Below are 22,443 nucleotides of genomic sequence, written 5' to 3'. Positions count from 1 at the left end.
TTCGTCGTGGCCGCGGACGGATCGGCGGCCTGCCCCCGACGCTACGCGCGCGCACGGTGCCGAGGGAGGTCCTGTCGGGACCCCGCTGGCCGGGACCCCGCTGGCGGGAAGGTCGCGGGCGGCAGGGCCGCATCCATCGAACGGTGGAGACGAGTCTCAGCCCCCCGCCCGATCCTCGGAAGGGCGGCGACGGCTGGACTGGATCCATGCTCCGCACCCTCCGCTCTCTTCCCCTGTGGCTCACCTCGCGACGCGGCGGGTGGATCTCCCTGCTGGTCGCCGTCGTGGCGTTCACCGCGCTCCTCGGCGCCCTCGGCCGGGCGTCGCTGCCCTCGGGCACCGATGTGGCTCCGCCGGATTCCGAGTCGGCCCGGACGGCCGCCCTCGCCGAGCAGTTCCCCGACGCGGATGAGTCCACGGTGCTGCTGGTCGCGTCGCGGGACGACGGTGAGCGACTCGCCGCCGACGACATCGCCGCCCTGCGTTCCCTCTCGGCAGAGGTCGAAGCGGAGACCGGGCACGAGCCGCACGGGCCGATCGTCAGCGAAGACGAGAAGGCCGCGGTGCTGCAGGCGACGCTCACGCTCGCCGACGACGATGCCGCCGCAGAGGCCGTGCACGGTCTGCGCGACACCGTGACGGAGCATCCGATCGAGGGGCTGAGCGTGCAGGTCACGGGTGGACCCGCGTTCGGTGTCGACGTCGCCTCCGCGTTCGACGGCGCCGACTTCACGCTGCTGATGGTGACACTCGGGATCGTCGCGCTGCTGCTCATCGTCACCTACCGCTCGCCCGTGCTGTGGATGATCCCCCTCGTCGTCGTCGCTCTCGCCGACCAGCTGGCGAACAAGGCCACCGCGGCGATCGGTGCCGGACTCGGGCTGCAGTTCGATTCCGGCATCGTGAGCGTGCTCGTGTTCGGCGCCGGGACGAACTATGCGCTCCTGTTGATCTCGCGCTACCGAGAGGAACTCGCGCATGAGTCCGATCACCGCCGTGCGCTCGTCGGCGCGTGGCGCGCCACCGCACCCGCGATCGTCGCCTCGAACCTCACCGTGGTGCTCGCCCTGTCGACTCTCGCCCTCGCGGTGATCCCCGGCACGCGTGGACTCGGCATCGCCTCGGCCATCGGCCTTCTGATCGCCCTCGCCGCCGTGCTGCTGGTGCTGCCGCCCGCTCTCGCGGTGTGCGGCCGCCGCATCTTCTGGCCGTTCGCGCCGCGGGTCGGCGACGACGCGAAGACCGGTCGCGTGTGGGGTGCTGTCGCGCAGCGCGTCTCCCGGCGTCCGTGGGTGCCGCTGGTCGGCGGGCTCGCGCTGCTCGGTGTCTTCGCTGGTGGTCTCGCCGGAGCATCCGTCGGGCTCACCCAGGTGGAGAAGTTCCGTGTCGCGTCGGAATCGGCAACGGGGCTCACGGTGCTGGGCGAGCACTTCCCCGCCGGTGAGGCTCAGCCGATGATCGTGATCGGTGACACGGCGGCAGCCGATGCGCTGGCCGGCGCGGTCGAAGACGTGCCGGGCGTGCTCCGGGTGTCGACGACCGGTGAGAGCACCGATGGCGCACTCACGCGACTGATGGTCGTCGGGGAACCGGCGCCGGGCACCCCGGAGAGCCTCGATCTCGTGAGTGCCGTGCGAGAGGCCGCGGCCTCGGTGCCGGAGGCCGATGCCGTGGTCGGTGGTCCGGTGGCGGCGGATCTCGACGCGCGCGAGGGCAATCAGCGCGACCTGCAGCTGCTGGTCCCGCTCGTGCTCGCGGTCAGTCTGCTCGTCCTGATCGTGCTGCTGCGCTCCCTGGTGGCACCCGTGCTGCTGCTCCTGGTGAACATCCTCAGCGCCGTCGCCGCGATCGGCGCGGGCACCTGGCTGAGCCGGGTGCTGTTCGGATGGGATGCCCTCGACCTGCAGGTGCCGCTGCTGTCGTTCCTGTTCCTGGTGGCGCTCGGAATCGACTACACGATCTTCCTGGTGCACCGGGCGCGCGTGGAGGCGCGGACGGTCGGCACGCGGCAGGGGATGGTCCGAGCGCTCACGGCGACGGGCGGCGTGATCACCAGCGCCGGTGTCGTGCTCGCAGCGGTGTTCGCCGCCCTCGGACTGCTGCCGCTGGTCACTCTCGGACAGATCGGGCTCATCGTCGGCATCGGCGTGCTCGTCGACACCTTCGTCGTGCGCACCCTCGTGGTCCCTGCGATCTTCGCGATCGTCGGGGATCGGATGTGGTGGCCGGGAAAGAGCGGTGCGGATGAATCCGCCACCGATCGAGGTGCGCAGCGACCGCACGGGGGAGAATACGAGGATGCCGCAGTCGACACCTCTCCCGCCACGAGCTGACCCCACGCGGGCTCAGCGAGCCGGCCGCGACGAGCGCGCGGCCGGCTCGGGCACCTCGCGCACCTGGGCGAGCCTGGTCGGATCGATCCGGATAGGCCAGGCCGTCATCACGGTCGTGCTGCTCGTGGTCGGCGCCGGGCGCGCCGCAGCCGACGGAGTGCCGCTTCCGTGGGTGCTGGCCCTCTCGCTGGTGTTCCTCGGCTGGTACGGCGGCGGGCTGCTGCTCAGCGAGCGCATCTCCGACCGTCGGTTGGCGACGTGGTGGCTGCTCGGGCTGACACTCATCTGGCTCGGCGCGGTCGTGGTCTCACCGGAGTTCGTGTGGCTCGCCTTCCCGCTGTGGCTGCTCGCCGGGTTCGTGATGCGCCTGCGGTGGGCGTTGCTGCTCAGTGTGGCGATCCTCGCGGTCGTGGTGAGCGCCCCGCTGCTGCACACCGGTGCCACGACCTATGCGAACGTGATCGGTCCCCTCGTCGGCGGCATCTTCGCACTGGGGATATCCCGCGGATACCTCGAGCTCGTCCGTGACGGGCGGGAGCGGCGTCGACTGATCGCCTCGCTCGTCGCGACCCAGGAGGAGATGGCCGCACTGCAGGACGAGCTCGCCCGCACTCAGCGCGAGTCCGGGGCGAGCGCCGAGCGCACCAGGGTGTCGCGCGACATCCACGACACGGTCGCCCAGAGCGTGTCGTCGATCGGGATGCTGGCGCGTTCGGCCCTGGAGGCGGACGATCCGGCCCAGCGCACGCGAGCCCTCGAGCAGATCGGTGCCCTCGCCACCGAGGGGATGGCGGATGCGCGGCGCATCGTGAACGCGCTGATGCCGGCCGAGCTGGAATCCACCGCGCTCGGCGACGCCCTGGCCCGGATGCTCGAACGCCTGGCCGGCGAGACCGGCATCGAGGTGACGCTGCACGCCGACGACGACCTGCCCTCGCTCGGCATCGACGCCGAGGTCGCTCTGCTGCGGACGGCGCAGTCGGCCCTCGCGAACGTCCGCTCCCACGCGTCGGCCACCCGGGTCGTGGTCACCCTCGCCGATGCCGGCGACACCGTGCGGCTCGACATCGTCGATGACGGGCGCGGATTCGACGCGCGGCACTGGGACGCGCAGGGCGGGGTGGGCAGTCGGGGCGGCGGCTACGGGCTGCGGTCGATGCGTGCGCGCCTGCGGGAGCTCGGCGGCGGGCTCGACGTGGAGAGCGCCCCGGGTGACGGCACCGCGCTCTCGGCGCACATCCCCCTGGGCGGCACTGCTCAGGCACGGCGACCTGGGGGTGAGGGATGACCGCGGTGCGCGTGCTGCTCGTGGACGACCACCCCATCGTCCGGGCCGGGGTGCGCTCGCTGTTCGACCATCGCGACGACGTCGAGGTGGTCGGTGAGGCGGCGTCCGGCGAGGAGGCCGTGACCCTCGCGCGGCATCTGCGTCCCGACGTCGTGCTGTGCGACCTGCGGCTGGGCGACGGCATGGACGGGGTGGAGACGACCGCCGCGCTGCGTGCGCAACAGCCGGCCCCCGCCGTGCTGATCCTGACGACGTTCGACCGCGACGCCGAGATCCTGGGCGCTATCGAGGCGGGAGCGGCCGGCTACCTGCTCAAAGACGTCGCCCCCGACGACATCGTGCGCGCGATCCGGCAGGCGGCTTCGGGCGGACTCGTGCTCACTCCCGAGCTGAGCGCACGCGTCGTGCAGGTCATGCGCGCACCGCGGGTGCGCCTGACCGACCGTGAGCTGGAGGTGCTCCGACTGCTCGACACGGGGGCATCCAACCGCGAGATCGCGAAGACCCTGTTCGTGACCGAGGCCACCGTGAAGACCCACCTCGTGCACGTGTTCGAGAAGCTCGGCGCCGACAGTCGTGCGCGCGCCATCGCCATCGCGCGCGACAGCGGCCTGCTCTGAGCCCTCCGCTTGCGCGTCGGGCCCGCTTCCGGCATCTCAACCGTTCGATGGATCCCGGGAATCCGCGCGGCGACGAGGCTGGAATCAGACCGAAAGGATTCCCGATGCGCAGGCTCTTCTCCGCCGCGTTCGCCTACATGCTCGTGGGCGTCGCCTCCGGACTCTTCTACCGAGAGTTCACCAAGATGAACGATTTCCCCGAGGGGGAGGCGACGCAGCTCGGCCTCGTGCACACGCACCTGCTCACGCTGGGCTTCGTCGTGCTGCTGATCGTCCTGCTCCTGGAGAAGGCGTTCGCGCTCTCCGAGAGCCGCCTCTTCAGCTGGTTCTTCTGGCTGTACAACGCCGGCCTCGTGCTGACGTCGGCGATGATGGTGTGGCACGGCTGCCTGACGGTGCTCGGCCAGGAGTCGTCGAGCATGATCGCGGGCATCGCCGGCATGGGGCACATCCTGCTCAGCGCCGGGATGGTCCTGCTGTTCCTGGCACTGCGCAAGCGCCTGTTCGCCGCGGCACCCGCGACGCCGGCCACCCCCGCGGCCCCCGCCTCTGCCGGCTAGTCCGCCTCGACCGAGTCGTCGCGCAGGTGGGCGATGTGCGCCGCATGCCGGGCCAGGTGGTTCGGTGAGCGGCGCACGAAGATCCACGCCACGAACAGCAGCACGAACCAGAGCGGCGTCACCAGAAGTGCCGTCAACGTGTCGGGCTGCGTCGTGAGCGCCCACAGGATGAACACGAAGAAAGCCAGCACCACGTAGACCATGAACACGCCGCCCGGCAGTCGGAACGTCGAGGCGGCGACCTTGTCCTTGCGGGTGCGCCGGTACACGAGGTAGCTGCACAGGAAGATCGTCCACACGAACATGAAGCACAGCGCCGAGACCGTCGTCACCATGTCGAAGGCGGTGCCGATGTCCTTGCCCGCGTAGAGCAGCACGACGCCGGAGAGCAGCAGGATGCACGACAGGAACAGCGCGTTCTGCGGCACCCGGCGGCGGGAGAGCCGGGCGAACACCCGCGGGGCATCGCCGTCCTGTGCCAGGCCGAACACCATGCGCGAGGTCGAGTAGATGCCGGAGTTCGCGCTCGACATGGCCGAGGTGAGCACGACGAGGTTGACCACGGTCGCGGCGATGCCGAGCCCGGCGAGGGCGAACATCGCGATGAACGGGCTCTCGCCGGCGACGTACTCGGTCCACGGGGTGACCGCCATCAGCACGATGAGCGCCCCCACGTAGAACAGCAGCACACGGATCGGGATCGCGTTGATGGCCTTGGGCAGGTTGCGCTTCGGGTCCTTGGTCTCCGCGGCGGCGGTGCCCACGAGCTCGATGCCGACGAAGGCGAACACCGCGATCTGGAATCCGGCGACGAAGCCCATGAACCCGTGCGGGAACATGCCGCCCTTGTCCCAGAGGTTCGAGAAGCTCGCCGTACCCGCGTCGTGCTGGAAGCCGGTGAAGATCATCACGAGACCGGTGATGATGAGCGCGACGATCGCGACGATCTTGATCAGCGCGAACCAGAACTCCATCTCGCCGAACGCGGCGACGGTGGGGAGGTTCAGGGCGAGCAGGATGACGATGACGAGGACGCCGGGGATCCACAGCGGGACGCCGGGGATGAGAGCATCCGTGTACCCGGCGATCGCGATCACGTCGGCGACGCCGGTGACCACCCAGCAGAACCAGTAGGTCCATCCGGTGAAGAACCCCGCCCACGGGCCGAGCAGATCGCTCGCGAAGTCGCTGAACGACTTGTACTTCAGGTTCGACAGCAGCAGCTCGCCCATGGCTCTCATGACGAAGAACAGCATGAACCCGATGATCATGTAGACGAAGATCACCGACGGGCCCGCGACCGAGATGGTCTTGCCGCTGCCCATGAAGAGTCCGGTGCCGATGGCCCCGCCTATCGCGAGGAGCTGGATGTGGCGGTTGCTCAGCGCGCGCCGCAGGTGCTGTTCCTCTCCGTCCGCGGCGACGTCGCGCGCGCGTCCGGTTCCCCCCGTGTGCTGCGTGGTCACTTTCTTCCTCCGGTCGTCGTCGACGGTGTCGTTCCGACGGTACCTTCCGAGTCCGGGATGCTCGGAATCCTGATCCGGTATTCCGCTCCGCCGAATCGATTCGATAGGCTTGTTCCACCCCCGATCATCCCTTCAGTTCTGCGAGCCGCTCCTTCATGGCCACCTCCCTCACCACGGGCCGTCCGTGGCGCGTCATCCTTGCCTTCTCCATCCCCCTCCTCCTCGGCAACGTGGTGCAGCAGCTGTACCAGTTCGCCGATGCCATCGTCGTCGGCCGACACCTGGGCGTCACCTCGCTCGCGGCGGTCGGTGCGACCGGCAGCCTGCTGTTCCTGCTGCTCGGGTTCGCCTGGGGGCTGACGAGCGGTTTCGCGATCCCGATCGCGCAGGCCTTCGGCGCGAGAGACGACGCGGCCGTGCGTCGCTCGGTCGCGACCGGCGTTCTCCTGAGCGCCCTCACGAGCGTGATCCTGACCGTGGGAGCGCCCCTCCTCGCCGCCCCGATCCTCGCCCTGCTGCAGACGCCGCCGGAGCTGATGGCCGAGGCCACGATCTTCACGCAGATCAGCTTCCTCGGCGCGAGCGCGACGATGTTCTTCAACTACCTCTCCGCGATCATCCGCGCGATCGGCGACTCGAAGACGCCGCTGGTGTTCCTCACCGTCTCGTGCGTGCTGAACGTCGGGCTCGTCGTGCTCATGGTCGGCCCCCTCGAGTGGGGCGTGGGCGGAGCCGCCATCGCCACCGTCGTCGCGCAGGCCGTCTCGGTGGCGCTGTGCCTCGAGTTCGTGCGCCGCCGCCTGCCCATGCTGCATCTGCGCCGTGCGGACTGGCGCATCACCCGGGCCGACATCAGCGAGCACCTGCGCCTCGGACTGCCGATGGGCTTCCAGGCGTCGATCATCGCGATAGGCACGCTCACCGTGCAGGTGGCGTTGAACACCCTCGGAGCCGATGCGGTCGCGGCCTACACCACGGGATCCCGCGTCGACAGCCTCGCGGTCGCCCTGCTCTCCTCCCTCGGCCTCGCGGTCTCGATGTACGCGGCGCAGAATCACGGCGGACGTCGTCCCGACCGCATCCGCCGCGGTGTGGTCGAGGCGACCTGGATGGCCGTCGTCGCCGGTCTCGTGCTCGGCGGGCTGCTGATCGCGTTCGGTGCGCCGATGGTGCGCCTGTTCATCGGAGAAGGGTCCGACGCCGTCGTCGACGACGCGCACCGGATGCTCATCATCAACGGCTGCGGCTATTGGGCGCTGGGCATGCTGTTCGTGCTGCGCGGCGCCCTGCAGGGGCTCGGCCATACCCTCGTGCCTACCGTGACCGGCGTGATCGAGCTCGTGATGCGCGTGGGGGCGGCCATCGTGCTGGGCGCGTGGATCGGTTTCAACGGCGTCGCCCTGAGCAACCCGCTCGCGTGGCTCGGTGCGATCGTGTTGCTCGTGCCCGCGTACGTCCGTGCACATCGGGCGCTCGGACGGCTGCCCATCGACCCCGCGGAGGCGACCGAGACCTCGGCCATCGCGATCGTCGGGCCGATCGACGGGTCGATGGTCGTGGATGCGGTCGTCACCCAGCCGGTGCGGGTGCAACGGGCGCGCCGCCTGCGCTGGCCGAGACGCCGCTGAAGCCGCGTCTCGGTCTGTCCGATCCGCACGGATATCCGCCTCCAGGATGATGCGCGTCGCACTTGAGACGGATGCCCTTTCCGGGAGACACTTCTAATGTCGAATGAGTGGAGTAACCACTGACGGGGGGTCGTCATGACGACAATGAGAGTGGCCAGCGATCTGGCCGCGGTGATGGTGCCGATCGGTTACGCGGGTGCGGCGCTCGCCGCCATCTTCGCGATCGTCGCGGCGGTCGCGATCATCCGAGGAGCCGGTGGGCTCGCCGGGGGCGCGGTGGGTCTGTGGATCGTGGGCGCACTGATGAGTGTCGCAGCCTCGTTCGGGCAGGACTGGACGCCGCTGATCCTGGCGTGCGGATCGCTCGTGGCGATGCTGATCGTCGGCGCCATCGTGCGTGCGATCGTGAACGCGGCCGGTGACGGACGGGTCGATCGTACGGCCGAGGACGCGCTGCCGAAGGCGGTTCCCGCCTCGAAGGCACCCACGGCTCCGACCTCGAAGTCGGCACTGTCGAAGACCGGGCCGGCGACGGCATCGGTCGCGATCGTACGCTGAGCGTTCAGCGGTAGTCGCGGTCGCGGTGCTGTCCGCTCTCGTCTCCTGATTGCACACGCGCGGCCTCGCGAGCGCGCAGCTCGACACGGCGGATCTTGCCCGAGATCGTCTTCGGCAGCTCCGGAACGAACTCGATGATCCGCACCCACAGGTGCGACGACAGCCGCTCGTGCGCGTAGGCGAAGATCGCGCGCGCCGCGTCCGAGTCGGCGGCTGCGACATCGGAGGTCAGGCACACGTAGGCCTTCGGCACGGCCAGACGCGTCGGATCGGGACTCGGGATCACCGCCGCCTCGATCACGAGGTCGTGCTCCAGCAGCACGGACTCGAGCTCGAACGGCGAGATCTTGTAGTCGGAGGCCTTGAACACGTCATCGGAGCGTCCGACGTAGGTGAGGTAGCCATCGCCGTCGCGCACCGCGATGTCGCCGGTGTGGTGGTAACCACCCGCCCGGGACTCGGCGGTCTTCTCTGGGTCGTCGTAGTACCCGGCCATGAGCCCGAGCGGAGGCCGGGACAGGTCGAGCGCGATCTCGCCCTCGGCGTCGACGACCTCTCCGGTGACGGGGTCCAGCAGCACCACCGGGTATCCGGGCAGGGGGCGGCCCATGGAACCGACCTTCACGGCTTGACCCGGGGAGTTGCCGATGCAGGCGGTCATCTCGGTCTGGCCGAAGCCGTCGCGGATCGTTCCGCCCCAGGAGTCGCGCACCCGGTCGATGACCTCAGGGTTCAGCGGCTCACCCGCCCCCACCAGCTCCCGCGGCGGGTGGGTGAGGCGGGCGAGGTCGGCCTGGATCAGCATCCGCCACACCGTCGGCGGCGCGCAGAACGTCGACACGTGGTGGGTGTCCATGACCTGCATGAGCGTGTTCGCATCGAAGCGGGCGTAGTTGTAGACGAAGACGGTCGCCTCGGCGAGGAACGGCGAGTAGAAGCTCGACCAGGCGTGCTTCGCCCAGCCGGGGGAGGAGATGTTGAGGTGCACATCGTCGGGGCGCACACCGAGCCACCACATGGTCGACAGATGCCCGATCGGATACGAGGCGTGCGTGTGCTGCACGAGTTTCGGCCGGTTCGTGGTGCCCGAGGTGAAGTAGAGCAGGGCGGTGTCGGACGAGGGGGTCGGGCCGTCGGGCTCGAAGACCGCCGTGGCAGCGGTCGAATCATCGAAGCGCGCCCAGCCGGACGGGATGCCGTCGCCCACGCCGATGCGCAGGATGTCGGGCCCGATGCCGTCGAGGCGGTCGGCGAGGGCTCCGAGCGTGATGACCGCCCGCGCGCGGCCGTGGTCTACGCGGTAGGCGAGATCCGCCGCGGAGAGGAGGGTCGAGCTCGGGATGGAGACGGCGCCGATCTTCGTGATCGCCAGCATCACCTCCCACAGCTCGATCGTGTTGTTCAGCATCACGATCACGTGGTCGCCGCGGCCGATGCCGAGAGCGGCGAGCCAGGCGGCCACCTGGTCGGATCGTGCCGACAGCTCGCCGTAGGTCCAGGAGCGCAGGCTCAGGTCGGCCTCGACGATCTGCACCGCCGGTCGGTCGGGATTCTCGCCAGCGACCACGTCGAACCACTCCAGCGCGAAGTTGAACTCCGGCACCTGCGGCCAGGCGAACCCGGCCCGCGCCGCCTCGTAGTCGGTGGCGTTCGCGAAGAGGAAGTCCCGCATCTCGCGGACGGTGTGCGTGGCGGCGGTGGCGCTGCGGCTCATGGTGCTCCCTTGCTCCTGGCTGACGTGCATTCCATCCTCGCGCACGCATCGACGCCCCGCTCGTTCCGGTCGGACGGGTCAGGCGGAGAGCACTCCCGGTCCGTCGCGCAGCTCGAACACGAGCTGGGTCTCGGTGCCGCGCACGACCGGATGGACCGTGATGTGCTCGAGCACGATGTCGCGCAGTGCCGTCGCATCCTGCACCGCCACGTGCACGAGGAAGTCGTCGACGCCGGCCACGTGGAAGACCTGCAGCACGCGCGGGATGTCGGCGAGGGCATCGAAGAGCGCGGTCACCTTCGCCCCGGTGTGGTTCGCGAGGCGCACCTTGATGATCGCCTGCAGCGGGAAACCGAGGGCGGCCCCGTCGATGCGGATGCGGGTGTCGCGGATGACGCCCCGCTCGCGCAGCGCCCGCACCCGATGCGCGCAGGTCGACTCGGCGAGGCCGAGCCGATGCGCGAGCGCCTTGTTCGTCGTCTCGGCATCACGAGTGAGGACCGCGAGCAGTTCGAGGTCGATCTCGTCGAGTTGTGCTTTCGCCAACGGAAGGCCTCCTTGCCTGCTGGATATTGCACAGAGTAGCGTTCCGCATCGATTTTCTGGCGGCTTCTGTCGATCTTCTGCGCATTCATCGTGATTCCGGCAACGTGGAGGCATGACTGCACCGCTGCATCCCGACACCGTCGCCGTCCACAGCGGACGCTCCGATCTCGAGGGTCTCGGGGTCCACGCGCTGCCGATCGACCTGTCGACGACGAATCCGCTCCCCGACATCGAGCGCGGCGGGGACTCGTACGAGGCGATGGCGACGGGCGGGCGTCCCCCGGCCGACGGCAGCATGGTCTACGCGCGGCTGTGGAATCCCACGGTCGCCCGCTTCGAGGAGGCACTGGCCGAACTCGAGCACGCCGATGCGTCTGTCGCCTTCGCCTCGGGCATGGCCGCGATGACGGCCGTGATCCTCGCACACACCGGTGCGACGGGGGCGCGCCACGTGGTCGCGGTGCGTCCGCTCTACGGGGGCACCGACCACCTGCTCGGATCCGGGCTGCTCGGCGTCGAGACCACCTACTGCCATCCCGACGAGGTCGCGGCAGCCGTCCGTCCCGATACCGGCCTCGTGGTCGTCGAGACCCCGGCGAACCCGACGCTCGAGATCGCCGACATCGCCGACGTGGTGCGTCAGGCCGGGTCGGTGCCGGTCGTCGTCGACAACACCTTCGCGACCCCGGTGCTGCAGAATCCGATCGATCTGGGTGCTGCGATGTCGTTGCACAGCGCCACCAAGTACCTCGGCGGCCACGGCGATGTGATCGCCGGCGTCGTCGCGTGCGGGGAGGAGACGGCGCAGGCGCTGCGCCGCGTGCGGGCGGTGACCGGCGGGCTGCTGCATCCCCTCGGGGCGTATCTGCTGCACCGTGGCCTCACGACCCTGCCGGTGCGCGTGCGGCACCAGCAGGAGAGTGCGCGACGGATCGTGCAGTGGCTCATCGATCGGCCGGAGATCGCCGAGGTCTACTACCCGGGTCTGGACGGTGACCCGCGCGGCATCCTGGAACGACAGATGCGGGGCACCGGTGCGATGATCGCGATGCGGATGCGGGGTGGTTTCGCCGCAGCCTCCGCCGTCACGACCGCGACGACCCTGTTCACGCACGCCGTCTCGCTGGGCGGCGTCGACTCGCTGATCCAGCACCCCGCCGCACTCACCCATCGCCCGGTGCCGTCGGAGGCGCGGCCCGCCGCCGACGTGCTGCGGCTGTCGATCGGCCTGGAAGACGTCGACGATCTCATCGCCGATCTGGCTCAGGCGTTCGCCGCTGCGCCGGCCTTCACGGTCGAAGCGCCCCTCTCCGACCGGGTCACCTCCTCGAGCGAGACGCACCGGGGGGCTGTTCGCGCCTGAGGAGGTGGCTCGGCGCTGTCGAGCAGTGTCAGGGTGAGGGGAGCCGGATCGTCCCGGTGGCGATGTGCTCGGTCGGCATCCGGTCTCGGTCGTAGGTGATCTCGGTGTAGCCGTGCGGAGTCGGTGTCCCGTCGTCGTCGAGGCTCACGAACACGATCTTCTCGATCGTGAGGATGCGCTTGCGCGTGATCATGTTCCTGGCCACCGCGCGCATCGTCAGGGAGGTCCTGCCGAAGTGGGTCGCCTGCAGGCCGATCTCGATCAGGTCGCCCTGCACGGCCGAGGCCTCGAAGTTGATCTCCGAGATGTGCTTGGTCACGGCGCGGTAGTTGCCCAGCTGCACGATCGCGTAGATCGCGGCCTCTTCGTCGATCCACTTCAGCAGGCTGCCGCCGAACAGCGAGCCGTTCGCGTTGAGATCCTCCGGGCGCACCCACTTGCGGGTGCGGAAGTTGAGTCCGTCCTCCGACCACTGCCACGCCGGTGCCTTCTGCTTCGCCATGGGCACGAGACTAGGCGGGCCGTGAGTCCACGATGTTACGTTCCGTTTTCGTGGAAGGCACAGGGGTCTGCGCCCATCGTTTGTGCACTCGCCACAAGAAACCGAGTCCCAAGAGCGCTGAGACTTGGTATCGAACGGCAAATCCGGTGGTCGGGGTCGAGCCTGCCCATACAGTCACCGGTGGCAACGACGCCACTGACCTCGGGAGTCCTCGATGACGAGTACCACACCCCATTCGCACGGCATCGGCATGCGCATCGCCGTGATCGTCCTCAGCCTGCTGCTGGCCGCCATGGTGATCCTGTTCTTCGTGACGACGAGCAAGATCGCCGCCGGAGCGTCCGAACTCGCCGAGGGCACCACATCGGCGAAAGACGGTTCCGCCGATCTCGCCGCCGGCGCCGCAGACCTCTCGGCCGGCGCATCGCAGCTCGCCGCGGGCAGCATCGACCTCTCCGCGGGGGCAGCCAGCGCGCACGCGGGATCGCAGAAGCTGAGCGACGGTGCCACGACGGCCGCGACCGGTGCCACGACGCTCGCCGAGGGTGCGAGCAGCCTGGCCGCCGGAGCGTCTTCGGCGGTGGCCGGCGCGGGCAAGGTCAGCGGGGGAGCGCAGACGGCGCTCGCCGGGGCCCAGGAGCTCGCGTCGAAGCTGGCGACGGCGGATGCCGGGGCCCAGGCGCTCTCCAGCGGGATGTCGACGCTCGCAGCAGGCGTCAACGGTGCGCACGCATACGCGAACGGCGTGCTCGTCGGCGCGACAGGTTTCAGCGACACGCTTCGCAAGGGTGTGACGCCCGCAGTGCAGGGCCTGGCGCAGCCGTCCACGGAGGCGACGCTCAAGGGTCTCGCGTCCATGGCCCCCGGCCACTCCCAGCAGCTCGCCGATGGCCTCGCCGATCTGCTCGCGACCTCCCCCGACGACGCGAAGGTCCGTGACCTCGTCACGCTCGCCATGCAGGTCGACGGGGAGGTCGACGCTCTGGTGGCCCCTGCGGCGTCGGCTCCCGCTCTCGCACAGGGGCTCGTAGCCGCAGCCGGTGGCTCCGCGAGGGTCACGGCGGGCGTCAACGCGCTCATCAGCGGAGACGCGTCCCAGAAGTGGCCCGGCACCGCGGCGCTCATCGCACCTCAGGGGGCGCCCGCCCTCGTCGCCGGCGCGCAGACTCTGCAATCGGGCACGTCGCAGCTCTCGGCCGGCGCCGCGAAGCTCGCCTCCGGTCTGCAGGCACTCTCCACCGGAGCATCGTCCCTCTACTCGGGCACGGCCAACCTCAGCGCGGGCGCGACCCGCCTGAACGACGGCGCGAGCACGCTCGCCGCCGGCGTCGGCGCGCTGCAGTCCGGTGCCGGCGACCTCAACATCGGCATCGGCGAACTCTCGACGGGAGCCTCCGCGGTCGCGGACGGCTCTGGTGATCTCGCGGCGGGCGGGGACAAGCTCGAAGTCGGAGCCGCCGATCTCGCCGAGGGCAACGGCCTGATCGCGGAAGGCTCCGGCACCCTCGCCACCGCCACCGCAGGGGCCGCGCCCTCGATGCTGCCCTGGATCCTCGGGGTCGCCCTGGCCGGGCTGATCGCGATCGGCTTCTGGGTCGGTCACCGCATCACCCACCGGCGCGCTCTCGCCCTCGCTGCCTGACCCCACCCATCCCCACCCCCACCCGAGTCCCCCTGGGCGGATGCCGCCCCCACCAGCATCCGCCCAGGGGGCTCGGTGAACAGCTCCGAGGTGGACGCCACCGGTGAGCCCGCGTCTGCACGCATCCGCTCAGGGCAGAGCCGCCCACGGCAGAATCCGGTCCTGCTCGGAGCGCTGCGGCGGATGCTGGGGGCATGAGCGAAGACAACCCCATCCGGCAGTTCGGTCCTGAAGCCCGGCGGGCGCTGTTCCACGAGCGGGTGCTCGTGCTCGACGGTGCTCTCGACGACGACAACGGCACGCTGCTGATGACGCAGCTGCTCGCGCTCTCGACGGAAGACCCCCTCGCCGAGATCGCGCTCTGGATCCACTCGCCCGGCGGCTCCGTGCCATCGATGCTTGCGATCCGCGACATCATGCGGCTCATCCCCAACGATGTCGCGACCCTGGCCCTCGGACTCGCGTGCAGCGCCGGGCAGTTCCTGCTCTCCGCCGGCACGCCGGGCAGACGGCGGGCGCTCGCGCACGCGCGCATCCTCATGCATCAGGGGTCTGCGGGCATCGGCGGCTCGGCCGGCGAGATCGAGACGCAGGCCGACGACCTCCGGCACATGCGCGACACCGTGCTCGGGCTCATCGCCACCGACACGGGTCAGCCGGTCGCCCGCATCTTCGAGGACTCGCTGCACGACCGCTGGTACACCGCGACACAGGCGCAGGAGTACGGCTTCATCGACGGCATCGTCGCCTCGATCGCCGAGGTCATGCCGCGACGACGCACACGAGTCGGGCTGGGGGCGGACGCATGAGCGGCTACACGATCCCGAACGTCATCGCGCAGCATCCGCGAGGGGAGCGCATCATGGACGTGTACTCGCACCTGCTCGCGGAGCGCGTCATCTATCTCGGCACCGGCATCGATGCGGGGGTCGCGAACGCCCTCATCGCGCAGCTGCTGCACCTCGACGCGGACAGCCCGGAGTCTGGTGTCCAGTTCTACATCAACAGCGAGGGCGGGGATCCCGGTGCGGCGCTGGCGATCTACGACACGATGCGGCACATCCGTCCGCGCATCGCGACGACGTGCGTGGGGCAGGCGATCGGCCCCGCCGCGCTGCTCGTCGCCGCCGGAGCGCCAGGGGAGCGGGCTGCCCTCGCGCACGCCCGCATCGTGCTGCATCAGCCGGCCGGGCAGTCTCGAGGCGCGATCCCCGACCTGATCCTCGCGGCCGACGAGGTGGTGCGGGTGCGCTCGGATATGGAGGAGATCCTCGCCGGGCACAGCGGCCGCACGGTCGCACAACTGCGCGCCGACACCGACCGCGATCGGGTGTTCACCGCCGCGGCCGCGCTCGAGTACGGACTCCTCGACACGGTGCTGGGCGCGCGGAGCTGAGGTGGCGTCCGGGCTGGCGGACGGATGCATGAGCGTTGGATGGATGCATGACCGAAGTGGGACCTGTGGTCATGCATCCGTCCGTCGATCATGCAGATGACGGGTCCGGGGATCAGGCGGCGAGGGCGAGTGCGCCACGTGACACCGCAGCGGAGATCGACACCGCAGCGGATGCCGACACCGCAGCAGAGCGCAGCTCATCGGCCACGGCGCTCGTCAGCTCGATGAGGCTCGTGTCGAGAGCGCCGGCTATCGCAGCGATCATCTCGCTCGACGGCTCCTTCAACCCGCGCTCGACCTCGGAGAGGTACTGCGGAGAGACGCCGGCCTTCTCCGCGGTCTCCGTGAGGGTCTCTTCGCGGTCGTGGCGTCGACGCCGCAGCTGGTCGCCCAGCATGTGCCGCCAGAGCGGTTCGGGTCCGCTCGGCTGCGGACGGTCGGGGCGAGGGGCGCGCGGGAACGAGAGGATGTCGGCCATGCCTCACGATAATCCGGGGCATCAGGCGCGTTCGAGCGGTTCTGCTCAGAGCAGAACCACGCGGCTCAGGCCTCCGCGCGGTCGGATGCGGATGCCGCGGAGGGGAATGCCCCCGCATCCGTCGCCGCCCAGCTGGCGAGCATCCTCAGCTTGTCGGCCGAGGGTGTTCCCGGTTCCGCCGTATAGGTCGACAGGTGCAGGCCGGGATCGGCGGGCAGCTCGAACGCCTCGTATGTCAGCTCGATCTCCCCGACCACCGGATGCGCGATGCGCTTCACACCCGTGCGGTGGAAGCGCACGTTGTGGGCAGCCCACAGTGTGCGGAACCGCTCGCTCCGCGTCGAGAGCTCGCCGACGAGATCGGTGAGCCTGCGGTCGAAGGGATTGCGTCCGGCTTCGCCCCGCATCGCGGCCACGAGCTCCTGCGTGTTGCGCTCCCATTCGGGGTAGAACTCCTGCGCCGCCGGATCGAGGAAGGCGAAGCGGGCGCTGTTCGGCTGCGGCTGTGCGAACACGGGGGCGTACAGGGCTCGCCCCAGGGCGTTCGCGGCGAGGTAGTCGAAGTGGTTGTCGCGCACGATCGCCGGCGCCTCGGTCATCGCATCGAGCAGACGGAGGATGCTGGGCCGCAGCACCGTCGACTTCTTGCGAGGTGTCCGCGCGACCGGGGAGGCGTTCGCGGCGCGGGCGAGGTCGAACAGGTGCGCGGTCTCAGCCTCATCCAGCTGCAGCGCGCGGGCGAGAGCTTCGAGCACGCTGTCGGAGGCGCCGGACAGGTCACCGCGTTCGAGCCGTGTGTAGTAGTCCACACTGACGCCCGCGAGCAGTGAGACCTCCTCGCGACGCAGGCCCGGAACCCGGCGGTTGCCACCGAATGCGGGCAGTCCTGCCTGGTCGGGGGTGATGCGTGCGCGCCTCGTGGAGAGGAACTCGCGCACCTCGCTGCGGGTGTCCATGCTCCGACGCTACGCGCTCAGTGACCGTGGAGGGAGGCACTGGCGGTACCGGTGACCGGCCCGCACCCGTTCACAGCGCCGCCGTCACGCCCGGCAGGAGCTTCCCGAGGATCGCCCTCAGCTGTTCGCGCTCCTCGGCGGTGAGCGGATCGAGCACGAGTTCCCGCACCTGTTCGACGTGCACGGGAGCGGCCGTGCGCAGCATCTCCCGCCCCGCCGGAGTCAGGGCGGCCGAGAGGGTGCGCTTGTCGGCGCCGCACGAGGCGCGCTCGACCCAGCCTCGTTCCTCGAGCGAGTCGAGCGCGTGGCTCAGACGCGAACGGCTGAGCCCGGCGATGCGGGCGAGCTCGGTCATGGTGACGGCGCCCTCGCCCCGGCCCGCCAGGGTGACGAGGATGGCGTAGCGCGCGTGGTTGAGCCCGACCTCGTCCTTCAGCGTGCGATCGAGCACCTGCGGCAGCAGCTGGACGAAGCGGATCACGGGCAGCCACGTGTCCATCTCGGTGTCGTCGAGTCGACGCGGATGCGGCTGCTCCGCCGTCATGGTGTCCTCCTGGACTGTCACGCCGCCGACAGGTCGAGCGTGTGCGCCGTGTGGTCCCGCTTGGCCTGCAGGTAGCGGGAGTTGGACTCCGACAGGTGCACCTCGGTCGGCACCCTCTCGGTCACGCGGATGCCGAGCTCCTCGAGCTGCACGGCCTTGTCGGGGTTGTTGCTCAGCAGGCGGATGCCGTCGACCCCGACGGCCTTCAGCATCTGGGCGGCCACGGTGTAGTCGCGCTCGTCCTCGCCGCGGCCCAGGGCGACGTTCGCCTCGTACGTGTCGAGCCCCGCATCCTGCAGGGCGTAGGCGTCGAGCTTGGCGTAGAGGCCGATGCCCCGACCCTCCTGGCGCAAGTAGAGCAGGAAGCCGCCCTCGGCGGCGATGCGCTCCACGGCCTCGCGCAGCTGGGGGCCGCAGTCGCAGCGCTCCGACCCGAAGACGTCGCCGGTGAGGCATTCGCTGTGCGGTCGCACGAGCGGGGCATCCCCGCCGTCGGTCGCGCGTTCGATCGCGGCGTTCCAGTCGCCGAGCCCCAGCAGAAGGTGCTCGCGAGCGTCGATCAGTCCGTCGAACGTGACCACGTCGGCGGTCGTGGAGAAGCCGTCGCCGAAGCGCAGCGGCACGCGGACGCGCGTGCGCTCCGTGGCGACCGGAGCGACGGTTGAAGTTTCAATCATGTCGGGTGCAACACGTGCTCCTGCGGAGTATTCCCGGATCTGTGAATCTCGAAGGGGTTCCCTCAGTACCTCCCATCCGGGGCGGAATCGGCGTTGACTGGATGTCACGCGAGAGAAGGAGCATCACGAATGCGCGGAGTAGTCATGCACGCCCCCGGCGACGTCAGAGTCGAGGAGCGGGAGAAGCCCACCATCACCCGACCCACCGACGCCGTGATCCGGATCGCGGCGACCTGCATCTGCGGTTCCGACCTGTGGCCGTACCGCGGTGCGAACGAGGTCGATCATGACCCGATGGGGCACGAGTACGTCGGCGTCGTGGAGGAGATCGGCGCCGCGGTGCAGACGCTGAAGGTCGGCGACTTCGTGGTCGGCTCGTTCATGGCGTCCGACAACACGTGCGAGATCTGCCAGGCGGGCTACCAGTCCCGCTGCGTGCACGTCGTGCCGATGGGCAGATACGGCACGCAGGCCGAGTACGCGCTCATCCCGCACGCCGACGGCACGCTGGTCGTCACACCCGGACAGCCCGGTGCCGACCTGATCCCCTCGCTGCTCGCCGCATCCGACGTCCTCGGCACGGGCTGGTTCGCGGCCGTCGCCGCCGAGGTCGGACCGGGCAAGACCGTCGCCGTCGTCGGTGACGGTGCCGTGGGGCTCCTCGGCATCCTCGCCGCGCGGGAGCTCGGCGCCGAACGCATCATCGCGATGAGCCGGCACGCCGATCGGCAGGCGCTGGCACGCGAGTTCGGCGCGACCGACATCGTCTCCGAGCGTGGAGACGCGGGTGTCGCGCGCATCAAGGAGCTCACGAACGGCCTCGGCGCGCACTCGGTGATCGAGGCGGTCGGCACGCAGGAGTCCATGATGCAGGCGATCCGCTCCACCCGCCCCGGCGGCCACGTCGGCTACGTCGGTGTCTCCCACGACGTGGCGCTGCCGGGCGACGAGCTGTTCTTCTCCGGCGTGCACCTGCACGGCGGTCCTGCGCCGGTGCGCCGCTTCCTCCCCGAGCTGATCCAGCTCATCTGGGACCGGAAGATCGATCCGGGCAAGGTCTTCGACCTGACCCTTCCCTTGGAGGAGGCCGCGGAGGGCTACCGGGCGATGGACGAACGCCGGGCGACCAAGGTGCTGCTCACGCTCTGACCTCCGGGGGTGCTTCCTGCTTCGCGCGTCGCCGGACGAGCTTCAGCTCGCTCGCGAGGATCCCGAGCACGACGAGCGCCCCGCCGATGAGTGCGGTCGCGGGCAGGCGTTCACCGGCGATGCGTCCGATGACCCCTGCCCACACCGGTTCTCCGGCGTAGATGATGGTCGCGCGGGTGGGTGACACCGACTTCTGCGCCCAGTTCATGGTCAGCTGGATCAGACAGCTCGCCGCCCCCAGTCCGACCGCGCAGCCGACCCAGACCCAGGAGAACTCCGGCACGCCCTCGCCCACCACCGGCATCGTGAGCAGCCCCAGCACTCCCGCGGTCAGCAGCTGCACGACGGTGATGCGTCCGAGGTCGATCTTCCCCGCGAACAGGCTGATCAGGATGATCTCCGCGGCGATCGGCACGGTGCTGATCATGGTCGCGATCTCGCCGGCGCCGAGTGTCAGCGCGAAGGCGTCGGGTCCCGCGATGAACAGCAGCCCGACGAAGGCCAGCCCCGCGCCGACGAACGCCATGGCGGGCGGACGCTTGCGGAACACGGCCCACTGCGCGAGCGGCACCAGCGGCACGTACATCGCGGTGATGAAGGCCGAGGTGCTGCTGTCGATGCTCTGCAGCCCCAGCGTCTGCAGACCGTAGCCGAGGTAGATCATCACGCCGATCGCGACGCCGGCGCCGATGTCGCGCCAGCGGATGCCGCGCAGCACGCGGCGGAAGATCACGACGCTGATGAGCCCTGCGATGAGGAACCGGATGCCGACGAAGAACCAGGGACCCGCGTGCTCCATCGCCCAGTGCACCAGCAGGAACGTGCTGCCCCAGACCGCGGTGATCGCGATGAGCGCGGCCTCCTGCGGACGCAGCCGCATGAAACGCAGACGAGAGGGCATCGTTGGCCCTTTCTCGACGTTGCCGGATAGAGCCTAACGGGCTGCGACCGCCGCGCGGATCGTGACGGGAGAAGACGTACGCGCACCGGATGCGGTGGCCGACTCGGTAGCCTCGCAGCATGAGCGACTTCGTGAGTGCCGTCGAGCTGAACGAACTTCTGACCCAGGGAGAGCCGGTGCGCGTGATCGATGTGCGCTGGCGGCTCGACCGTCCGGAGGCGGGGCACGACGACTACCTCACCGGACACATCCCCGGTGCCGTGTTCGTCGGGCTCGACACCGAGCTGTCCACCCACGGCGAGCCCTCGGAGGGACGGCACCCGCTGCCGTCGACGGCAGCCCTCCAGGAGGCGGCCCGTCGATGGGGCGTGCGAGCCGGTGACACGGTCGTCGCCTACGACGACTTCAAGAGCATCTCGGCTGCCCGCGCGTGGTGGCTGCTGCGTCAGGGCGGCATCGACGTGCGCGTGCTCGACGGCGGTATCCAGGGCTGGAAGGCCGCGGGGTTCGACGTCGCGACCGACGATGTGCGCCCGGAACCGGGCGACGTCGTCCTCCGCCCGATCGGCGGCGATGCGATCTCGATCGACGAGGCTGCCGCCTTCCCGGCATCCGGCGTGCTGATCGATGCCCGTGCTGCCGATCGATATCGCGGCGACTCCGAGCCCTACGACCCGGTCGGCGGGCACATCCCCGGCGCGCGCAACCTTCCCGAACCCGTGCACTTCGACGCGCAGGGGCGCATCCTCGATCGAGAGACGATCCTGGCCAGCTTCGCCGAGGTCGGCGTGACCCCGGGGACGACGGTCGCGGCGTACTGCGGTTCCGGTGTGACGGCCGCCCACACGGCGCTGGTCCTGCACGAGGTCGGCATCGACGCGAAGGTCTTCCCCGGATCGTGGAGTCAGTGGTCCAACACCCCTGGCCGTCCGGTCGCGACGGGCGATCAGCCCGGCTGATCCTCGCGGGGACCGTATCCCCAGTGCAGGCTGAGGGCGCCGGGGCCGAACGCCCTGCGCACCAGATGCACCGACGTTCCGCGCGGCGGCGGCAGCGGCGTCACCGTCACGCCGTCCGGCGTCTCGACGTGCTCCTCGCACCAGTCCGGGATGGCATCGGGGTGAAAGCGCGTCCACACCAGCAGCTCTCTGGCCTTCTGAGCCACGGCGTGACCGGTGTCGCGCGTCTGGGGATAGTCGGGCGGATACTCGACCGACCATTCGACCATCGCGGTCTCCGGCGCCGTCAGAGGCACGTCGAGCTCGAACAGCACCCCGTGCACCTCACCGTCCGGGTGGGAGTATCGAGCGGCGATCGTGCCGCCGGACACGGCCGCCAGCTCCGGTGCGGGGGTGCGCACCCCGGGGTTGATCTCCAGGAAGGGGATCGCCGTGATGGTGCCCACCGTGGACTGCACGATGCTGCGCGTGATGCTGGAGGCGATGTTGCCGTCGGCGCCCACATCGGTCACCGAATGGGTCGTGAGCTCGCGCGAGGTGTCGGGATACGGGGCGCCGAGCGCGCGGAAGGCCTCGATCACCGCCAGCTCGAGCTCTTCCTCCTCGATCGGGAACTGGTTAGGGCCGAGCGGCCCTGTGCGGTTCGTCGAGCGGAGAAGTCTGCTCAGTGCGCCGACGTCGAGCCCGAGAAGCTCCTCGATGTCGGAGAGCGCGGCCAGCGACTGCACGCCCTCCGGCCGTCGCGCGCCCGATCGCCAATAGCTCAGCGTCGCCATGGACACGCGATTCCCGCGTGCCTTGAGCTGCCGCTGCAGCCACGACAGCGTCACCGGCTTGGCGTTTATCGCGTCGCGCAGGGCGTTCGCGAAGTCATCGGATTCGGCTCTGCGCGCGTCATCTTCGATATTCATCACAGATCCCCTCCGGTATGTGAAGATCAGCGCCTTAGAGTGAGCATACGACCGCACGCGCGTACCTCAGGGGACCGGGTAAGCATGTGGGGTCACTTGGCCGTCTTCGCAGGCAGGGTGCCCAGTCCTGCGATCACCGGCCTGACGCAGTGATGCCCCCCTTGCTGCGTATGTCGTGAAGCCCGGCAATCGATCTGGGGAGATCAGCCGGGCTTCACGAATCCTCCCTCCGCGCGGCCCCCGGCGTTGCGT

Annotated in this window: 23 protein-coding genes; 13 read left to right on the top strand and 10 right to left on the bottom strand. The window is 69.8% G+C overall.

Going from position 1 to position 22,443, the window contains the following annotated elements:
• Nucleotides 1-206: 206 nt before the first annotated feature.
• The 4 genes from ASD13_RS05850 to ASD13_RS05835 all read left to right on the top strand — a co-directional run bounded on the left by ASD13_RS05850 (nt 207) and on the right by ASD13_RS05835 (nt 4,801).
• Nucleotides 207-2,333 (top strand): MMPL family transporter, encoded by a 2,127-nt coding sequence (locus tag ASD13_RS05850; RefSeq protein WP_055866693.1) that lies wholly within the window; start codon nt 207-209, stop codon nt 2,331-2,333.
• A complete protein-coding gene (locus tag ASD13_RS05845) occupies nt 2,299-3,621 on the top strand; it encodes a sensor histidine kinase (RefSeq protein ID WP_055866690.1) in 1,323 nt (440 codons plus the stop codon). The genes ASD13_RS05850 and ASD13_RS05845 overlap by 35 nt, the downstream gene beginning before the upstream one ends.
• Nucleotides 3,618-4,241 carry a response regulator gene (locus ASD13_RS05840; protein WP_055866687.1) on the top strand — a complete coding sequence of 208 codons (624 nt, stop codon included), beginning with the start codon at nt 3,618-3,620 and terminating at the stop codon, nt 4,239-4,241. The genes ASD13_RS05845 and ASD13_RS05840 overlap by 4 nt, the downstream gene beginning before the upstream one ends.
• A 104-nt stretch (nt 4,242-4,345) precedes the next feature.
• The gene (locus ASD13_RS05835) at nt 4,346-4,801 is read left to right on the top strand and encodes a DUF2871 domain-containing protein (RefSeq protein WP_055866682.1); all 456 of its coding nucleotides are present in this window, start codon (nt 4,346-4,348) and stop codon (nt 4,799-4,801) included.
• Here ASD13_RS05835 and cycA read toward each other — a convergent pair.
• The gene (cycA, locus tag ASD13_RS05830) at nt 4,798-6,267 is read right to left on the bottom strand and encodes a D-serine/D-alanine/glycine transporter (RefSeq protein WP_055866677.1); all 1,470 of its coding nucleotides are present in this window, start codon (nt 6,265-6,267) and stop codon (nt 4,798-4,800) included. The genes ASD13_RS05835 and cycA overlap by 4 nt on opposite strands.
• A gap of 155 nt (nt 6,268-6,422) precedes the next feature.
• On the opposite strand from cycA, the gene ASD13_RS05825 reads away from it, so the two are divergent.
• Nucleotides 6,423-7,895: an MATE family efflux transporter gene (locus tag ASD13_RS05825; RefSeq protein WP_055866675.1), complete on the top strand. Its 1,473-nt coding sequence runs from the start codon at nt 6,423-6,425 to the stop codon at nt 7,893-7,895.
• Between the two features lie 135 nt (nt 7,896-8,030).
• Nucleotides 8,031-8,453 (top strand): hypothetical protein, encoded by a 423-nt coding sequence (locus tag ASD13_RS05820; protein WP_157535577.1) that lies wholly within the window; start codon nt 8,031-8,033, stop codon nt 8,451-8,453.
• Nucleotides 8,454-8,457: 4 nt separating this feature from the next.
• On the opposite strand, the gene ASD13_RS05815 is transcribed toward ASD13_RS05820, so the two are convergent.
• Both ASD13_RS05815 and ASD13_RS05810 read right to left on the bottom strand, forming a co-directional pair.
• Nucleotides 8,458-10,167, bottom strand: coding sequence for an AMP-binding protein (locus ASD13_RS05815; RefSeq protein ID WP_200942453.1), 1,710 nt, complete (start codon nt 10,165-10,167; stop codon nt 8,458-8,460).
• A 78-nt stretch (nt 10,168-10,245) separates the two neighbouring features.
• Nucleotides 10,246-10,713 carry an Lrp/AsnC family transcriptional regulator gene (locus ASD13_RS05810; RefSeq protein ID WP_017829783.1) on the bottom strand — a complete coding sequence of 156 codons (468 nt, stop codon included), beginning with the start codon at nt 10,711-10,713 and terminating at the stop codon, nt 10,246-10,248.
• Nucleotides 10,714-10,825: 112 nt separating this feature from the next.
• Here ASD13_RS05810 and ASD13_RS05805 point away from each other — a divergent pair, with 112 nt between their 5' ends.
• On the top strand, nt 10,826-12,076 hold the full coding sequence (locus ASD13_RS05805; protein ID WP_055866666.1) for a trans-sulfuration enzyme family protein: 1,251 nt from the start codon (nt 10,826-10,828) through the stop codon (nt 12,074-12,076).
• A 28-nt stretch (nt 12,077-12,104) separates the two neighbouring features.
• On the opposite strand, the gene ASD13_RS05800 is transcribed toward ASD13_RS05805, so the two are convergent.
• Entirely contained in the window at nt 12,105-12,578 is a 474-nt protein-coding gene (locus ASD13_RS05800) for an acyl-CoA thioesterase (RefSeq protein WP_017829781.1), read from the bottom strand.
• A gap of 214 nt (nt 12,579-12,792) precedes the next feature.
• On the opposite strand from ASD13_RS05800, the gene ASD13_RS05795 reads away from it, so the two are divergent.
• The 4 genes from ASD13_RS05795 to ASD13_RS05785 all read left to right on the top strand — a co-directional run bounded on the left by ASD13_RS05795 (nt 12,793) and on the right by ASD13_RS05785 (nt 15,616).
• Complete coding sequence (locus tag ASD13_RS05795; RefSeq protein WP_082531407.1) at nt 12,793-14,220, top strand: hypothetical protein; 1,428 nt, start codon at nt 12,793-12,795, stop codon at nt 14,218-14,220.
• Between the two features lie 75 nt (nt 14,221-14,295).
• Complete coding sequence (locus tag ASD13_RS17725) at nt 14,296-14,418, top strand: hypothetical protein (protein WP_268244442.1); 123 nt, start codon at nt 14,296-14,298, stop codon at nt 14,416-14,418.
• Nucleotides 14,415-15,029 carry a ClpP family protease gene (locus ASD13_RS05790; RefSeq protein ID WP_055866661.1) on the top strand — a complete coding sequence of 205 codons (615 nt, stop codon included), beginning with the start codon at nt 14,415-14,417 and terminating at the stop codon, nt 15,027-15,029. The genes ASD13_RS17725 and ASD13_RS05790 overlap by 4 nt, the downstream gene beginning before the upstream one ends.
• Nucleotides 15,026-15,616, top strand: coding sequence for a ClpP family protease (locus ASD13_RS05785; RefSeq protein WP_055866658.1), 591 nt, complete (start codon nt 15,026-15,028; stop codon nt 15,614-15,616). The genes ASD13_RS05790 and ASD13_RS05785 overlap by 4 nt, the downstream gene beginning before the upstream one ends.
• Before the next feature lie 112 nt (nt 15,617-15,728).
• On the opposite strand, the gene ASD13_RS05780 is transcribed toward ASD13_RS05785, so the two are convergent.
• The 4 genes from ASD13_RS05780 to ASD13_RS05765 all read right to left on the bottom strand — a co-directional run bounded on the left by ASD13_RS05780 (nt 15,729) and on the right by ASD13_RS05765 (nt 18,271).
• On the bottom strand, nt 15,729-16,094 hold the full coding sequence (locus ASD13_RS05780) for a helix-turn-helix domain-containing protein (RefSeq protein WP_055866653.1): 366 nt from the start codon (nt 16,092-16,094) through the stop codon (nt 15,729-15,731).
• A 65-nt stretch (nt 16,095-16,159) separates the two neighbouring features.
• Entirely contained in the window at nt 16,160-17,050 is an 891-nt protein-coding gene (locus tag ASD13_RS05775) for a helix-turn-helix transcriptional regulator (protein ID WP_055866650.1), read from the bottom strand.
• Between the two features lie 70 nt (nt 17,051-17,120).
• Entirely contained in the window at nt 17,121-17,594 is a 474-nt protein-coding gene (locus ASD13_RS05770; protein ID WP_055866647.1) for a MarR family winged helix-turn-helix transcriptional regulator, read from the bottom strand.
• A 17-nt stretch (nt 17,595-17,611) separates the two neighbouring features.
• A complete protein-coding gene (locus ASD13_RS05765; protein WP_017829773.1) occupies nt 17,612-18,271 on the bottom strand; it encodes a GTP cyclohydrolase II in 660 nt (219 codons plus the stop codon).
• Between the two features lie 129 nt (nt 18,272-18,400).
• Between ASD13_RS05765 and ASD13_RS05760 the strand changes: the two genes are divergently transcribed.
• On the top strand, nt 18,401-19,420 hold the full coding sequence (locus ASD13_RS05760) for a zinc-dependent alcohol dehydrogenase family protein (protein ID WP_055866644.1): 1,020 nt from the start codon (nt 18,401-18,403) through the stop codon (nt 19,418-19,420).
• On the opposite strand, the gene ASD13_RS05755 is transcribed toward ASD13_RS05760, so the two are convergent.
• Nucleotides 19,410-20,321: a DMT family transporter gene (locus tag ASD13_RS05755; protein ID WP_055866641.1), complete on the bottom strand. Its 912-nt coding sequence runs from the start codon at nt 20,319-20,321 to the stop codon at nt 19,410-19,412. The two genes, ASD13_RS05760 and ASD13_RS05755, sit on opposite strands and share 11 nt — an antisense overlap.
• Nucleotides 20,322-20,440: 119 nt before the next feature.
• Here ASD13_RS05755 and ASD13_RS05750 point away from each other — a divergent pair, with 119 nt between their 5' ends.
• Nucleotides 20,441-21,280: a sulfurtransferase gene (locus ASD13_RS05750; RefSeq protein ID WP_055866638.1), complete on the top strand. Its 840-nt coding sequence runs from the start codon at nt 20,441-20,443 to the stop codon at nt 21,278-21,280.
• Here the strand turns inward: ASD13_RS05750 and ASD13_RS05745 are convergent.
• On the bottom strand, nt 21,268-22,191 hold the full coding sequence (locus ASD13_RS05745) for a hypothetical protein (protein ID WP_055866636.1): 924 nt from the start codon (nt 22,189-22,191) through the stop codon (nt 21,268-21,270). The genes ASD13_RS05750 and ASD13_RS05745 overlap by 13 nt on opposite strands.
• Between the last annotated feature and the right edge of the window lie 252 nt (nt 22,192-22,443).

This window comes from Microbacterium sp. Root1433D1 (assembly GCF_001426835.1).
Classification (GTDB): Bacteria; Actinomycetota; Actinomycetes; order Actinomycetales; family Microbacteriaceae; genus Microbacterium; species Microbacterium maritypicum.
Note: the sequence above shows the minus strand (reverse complement) of the source record. Positions and strands in the feature narration are given on the sequence as shown.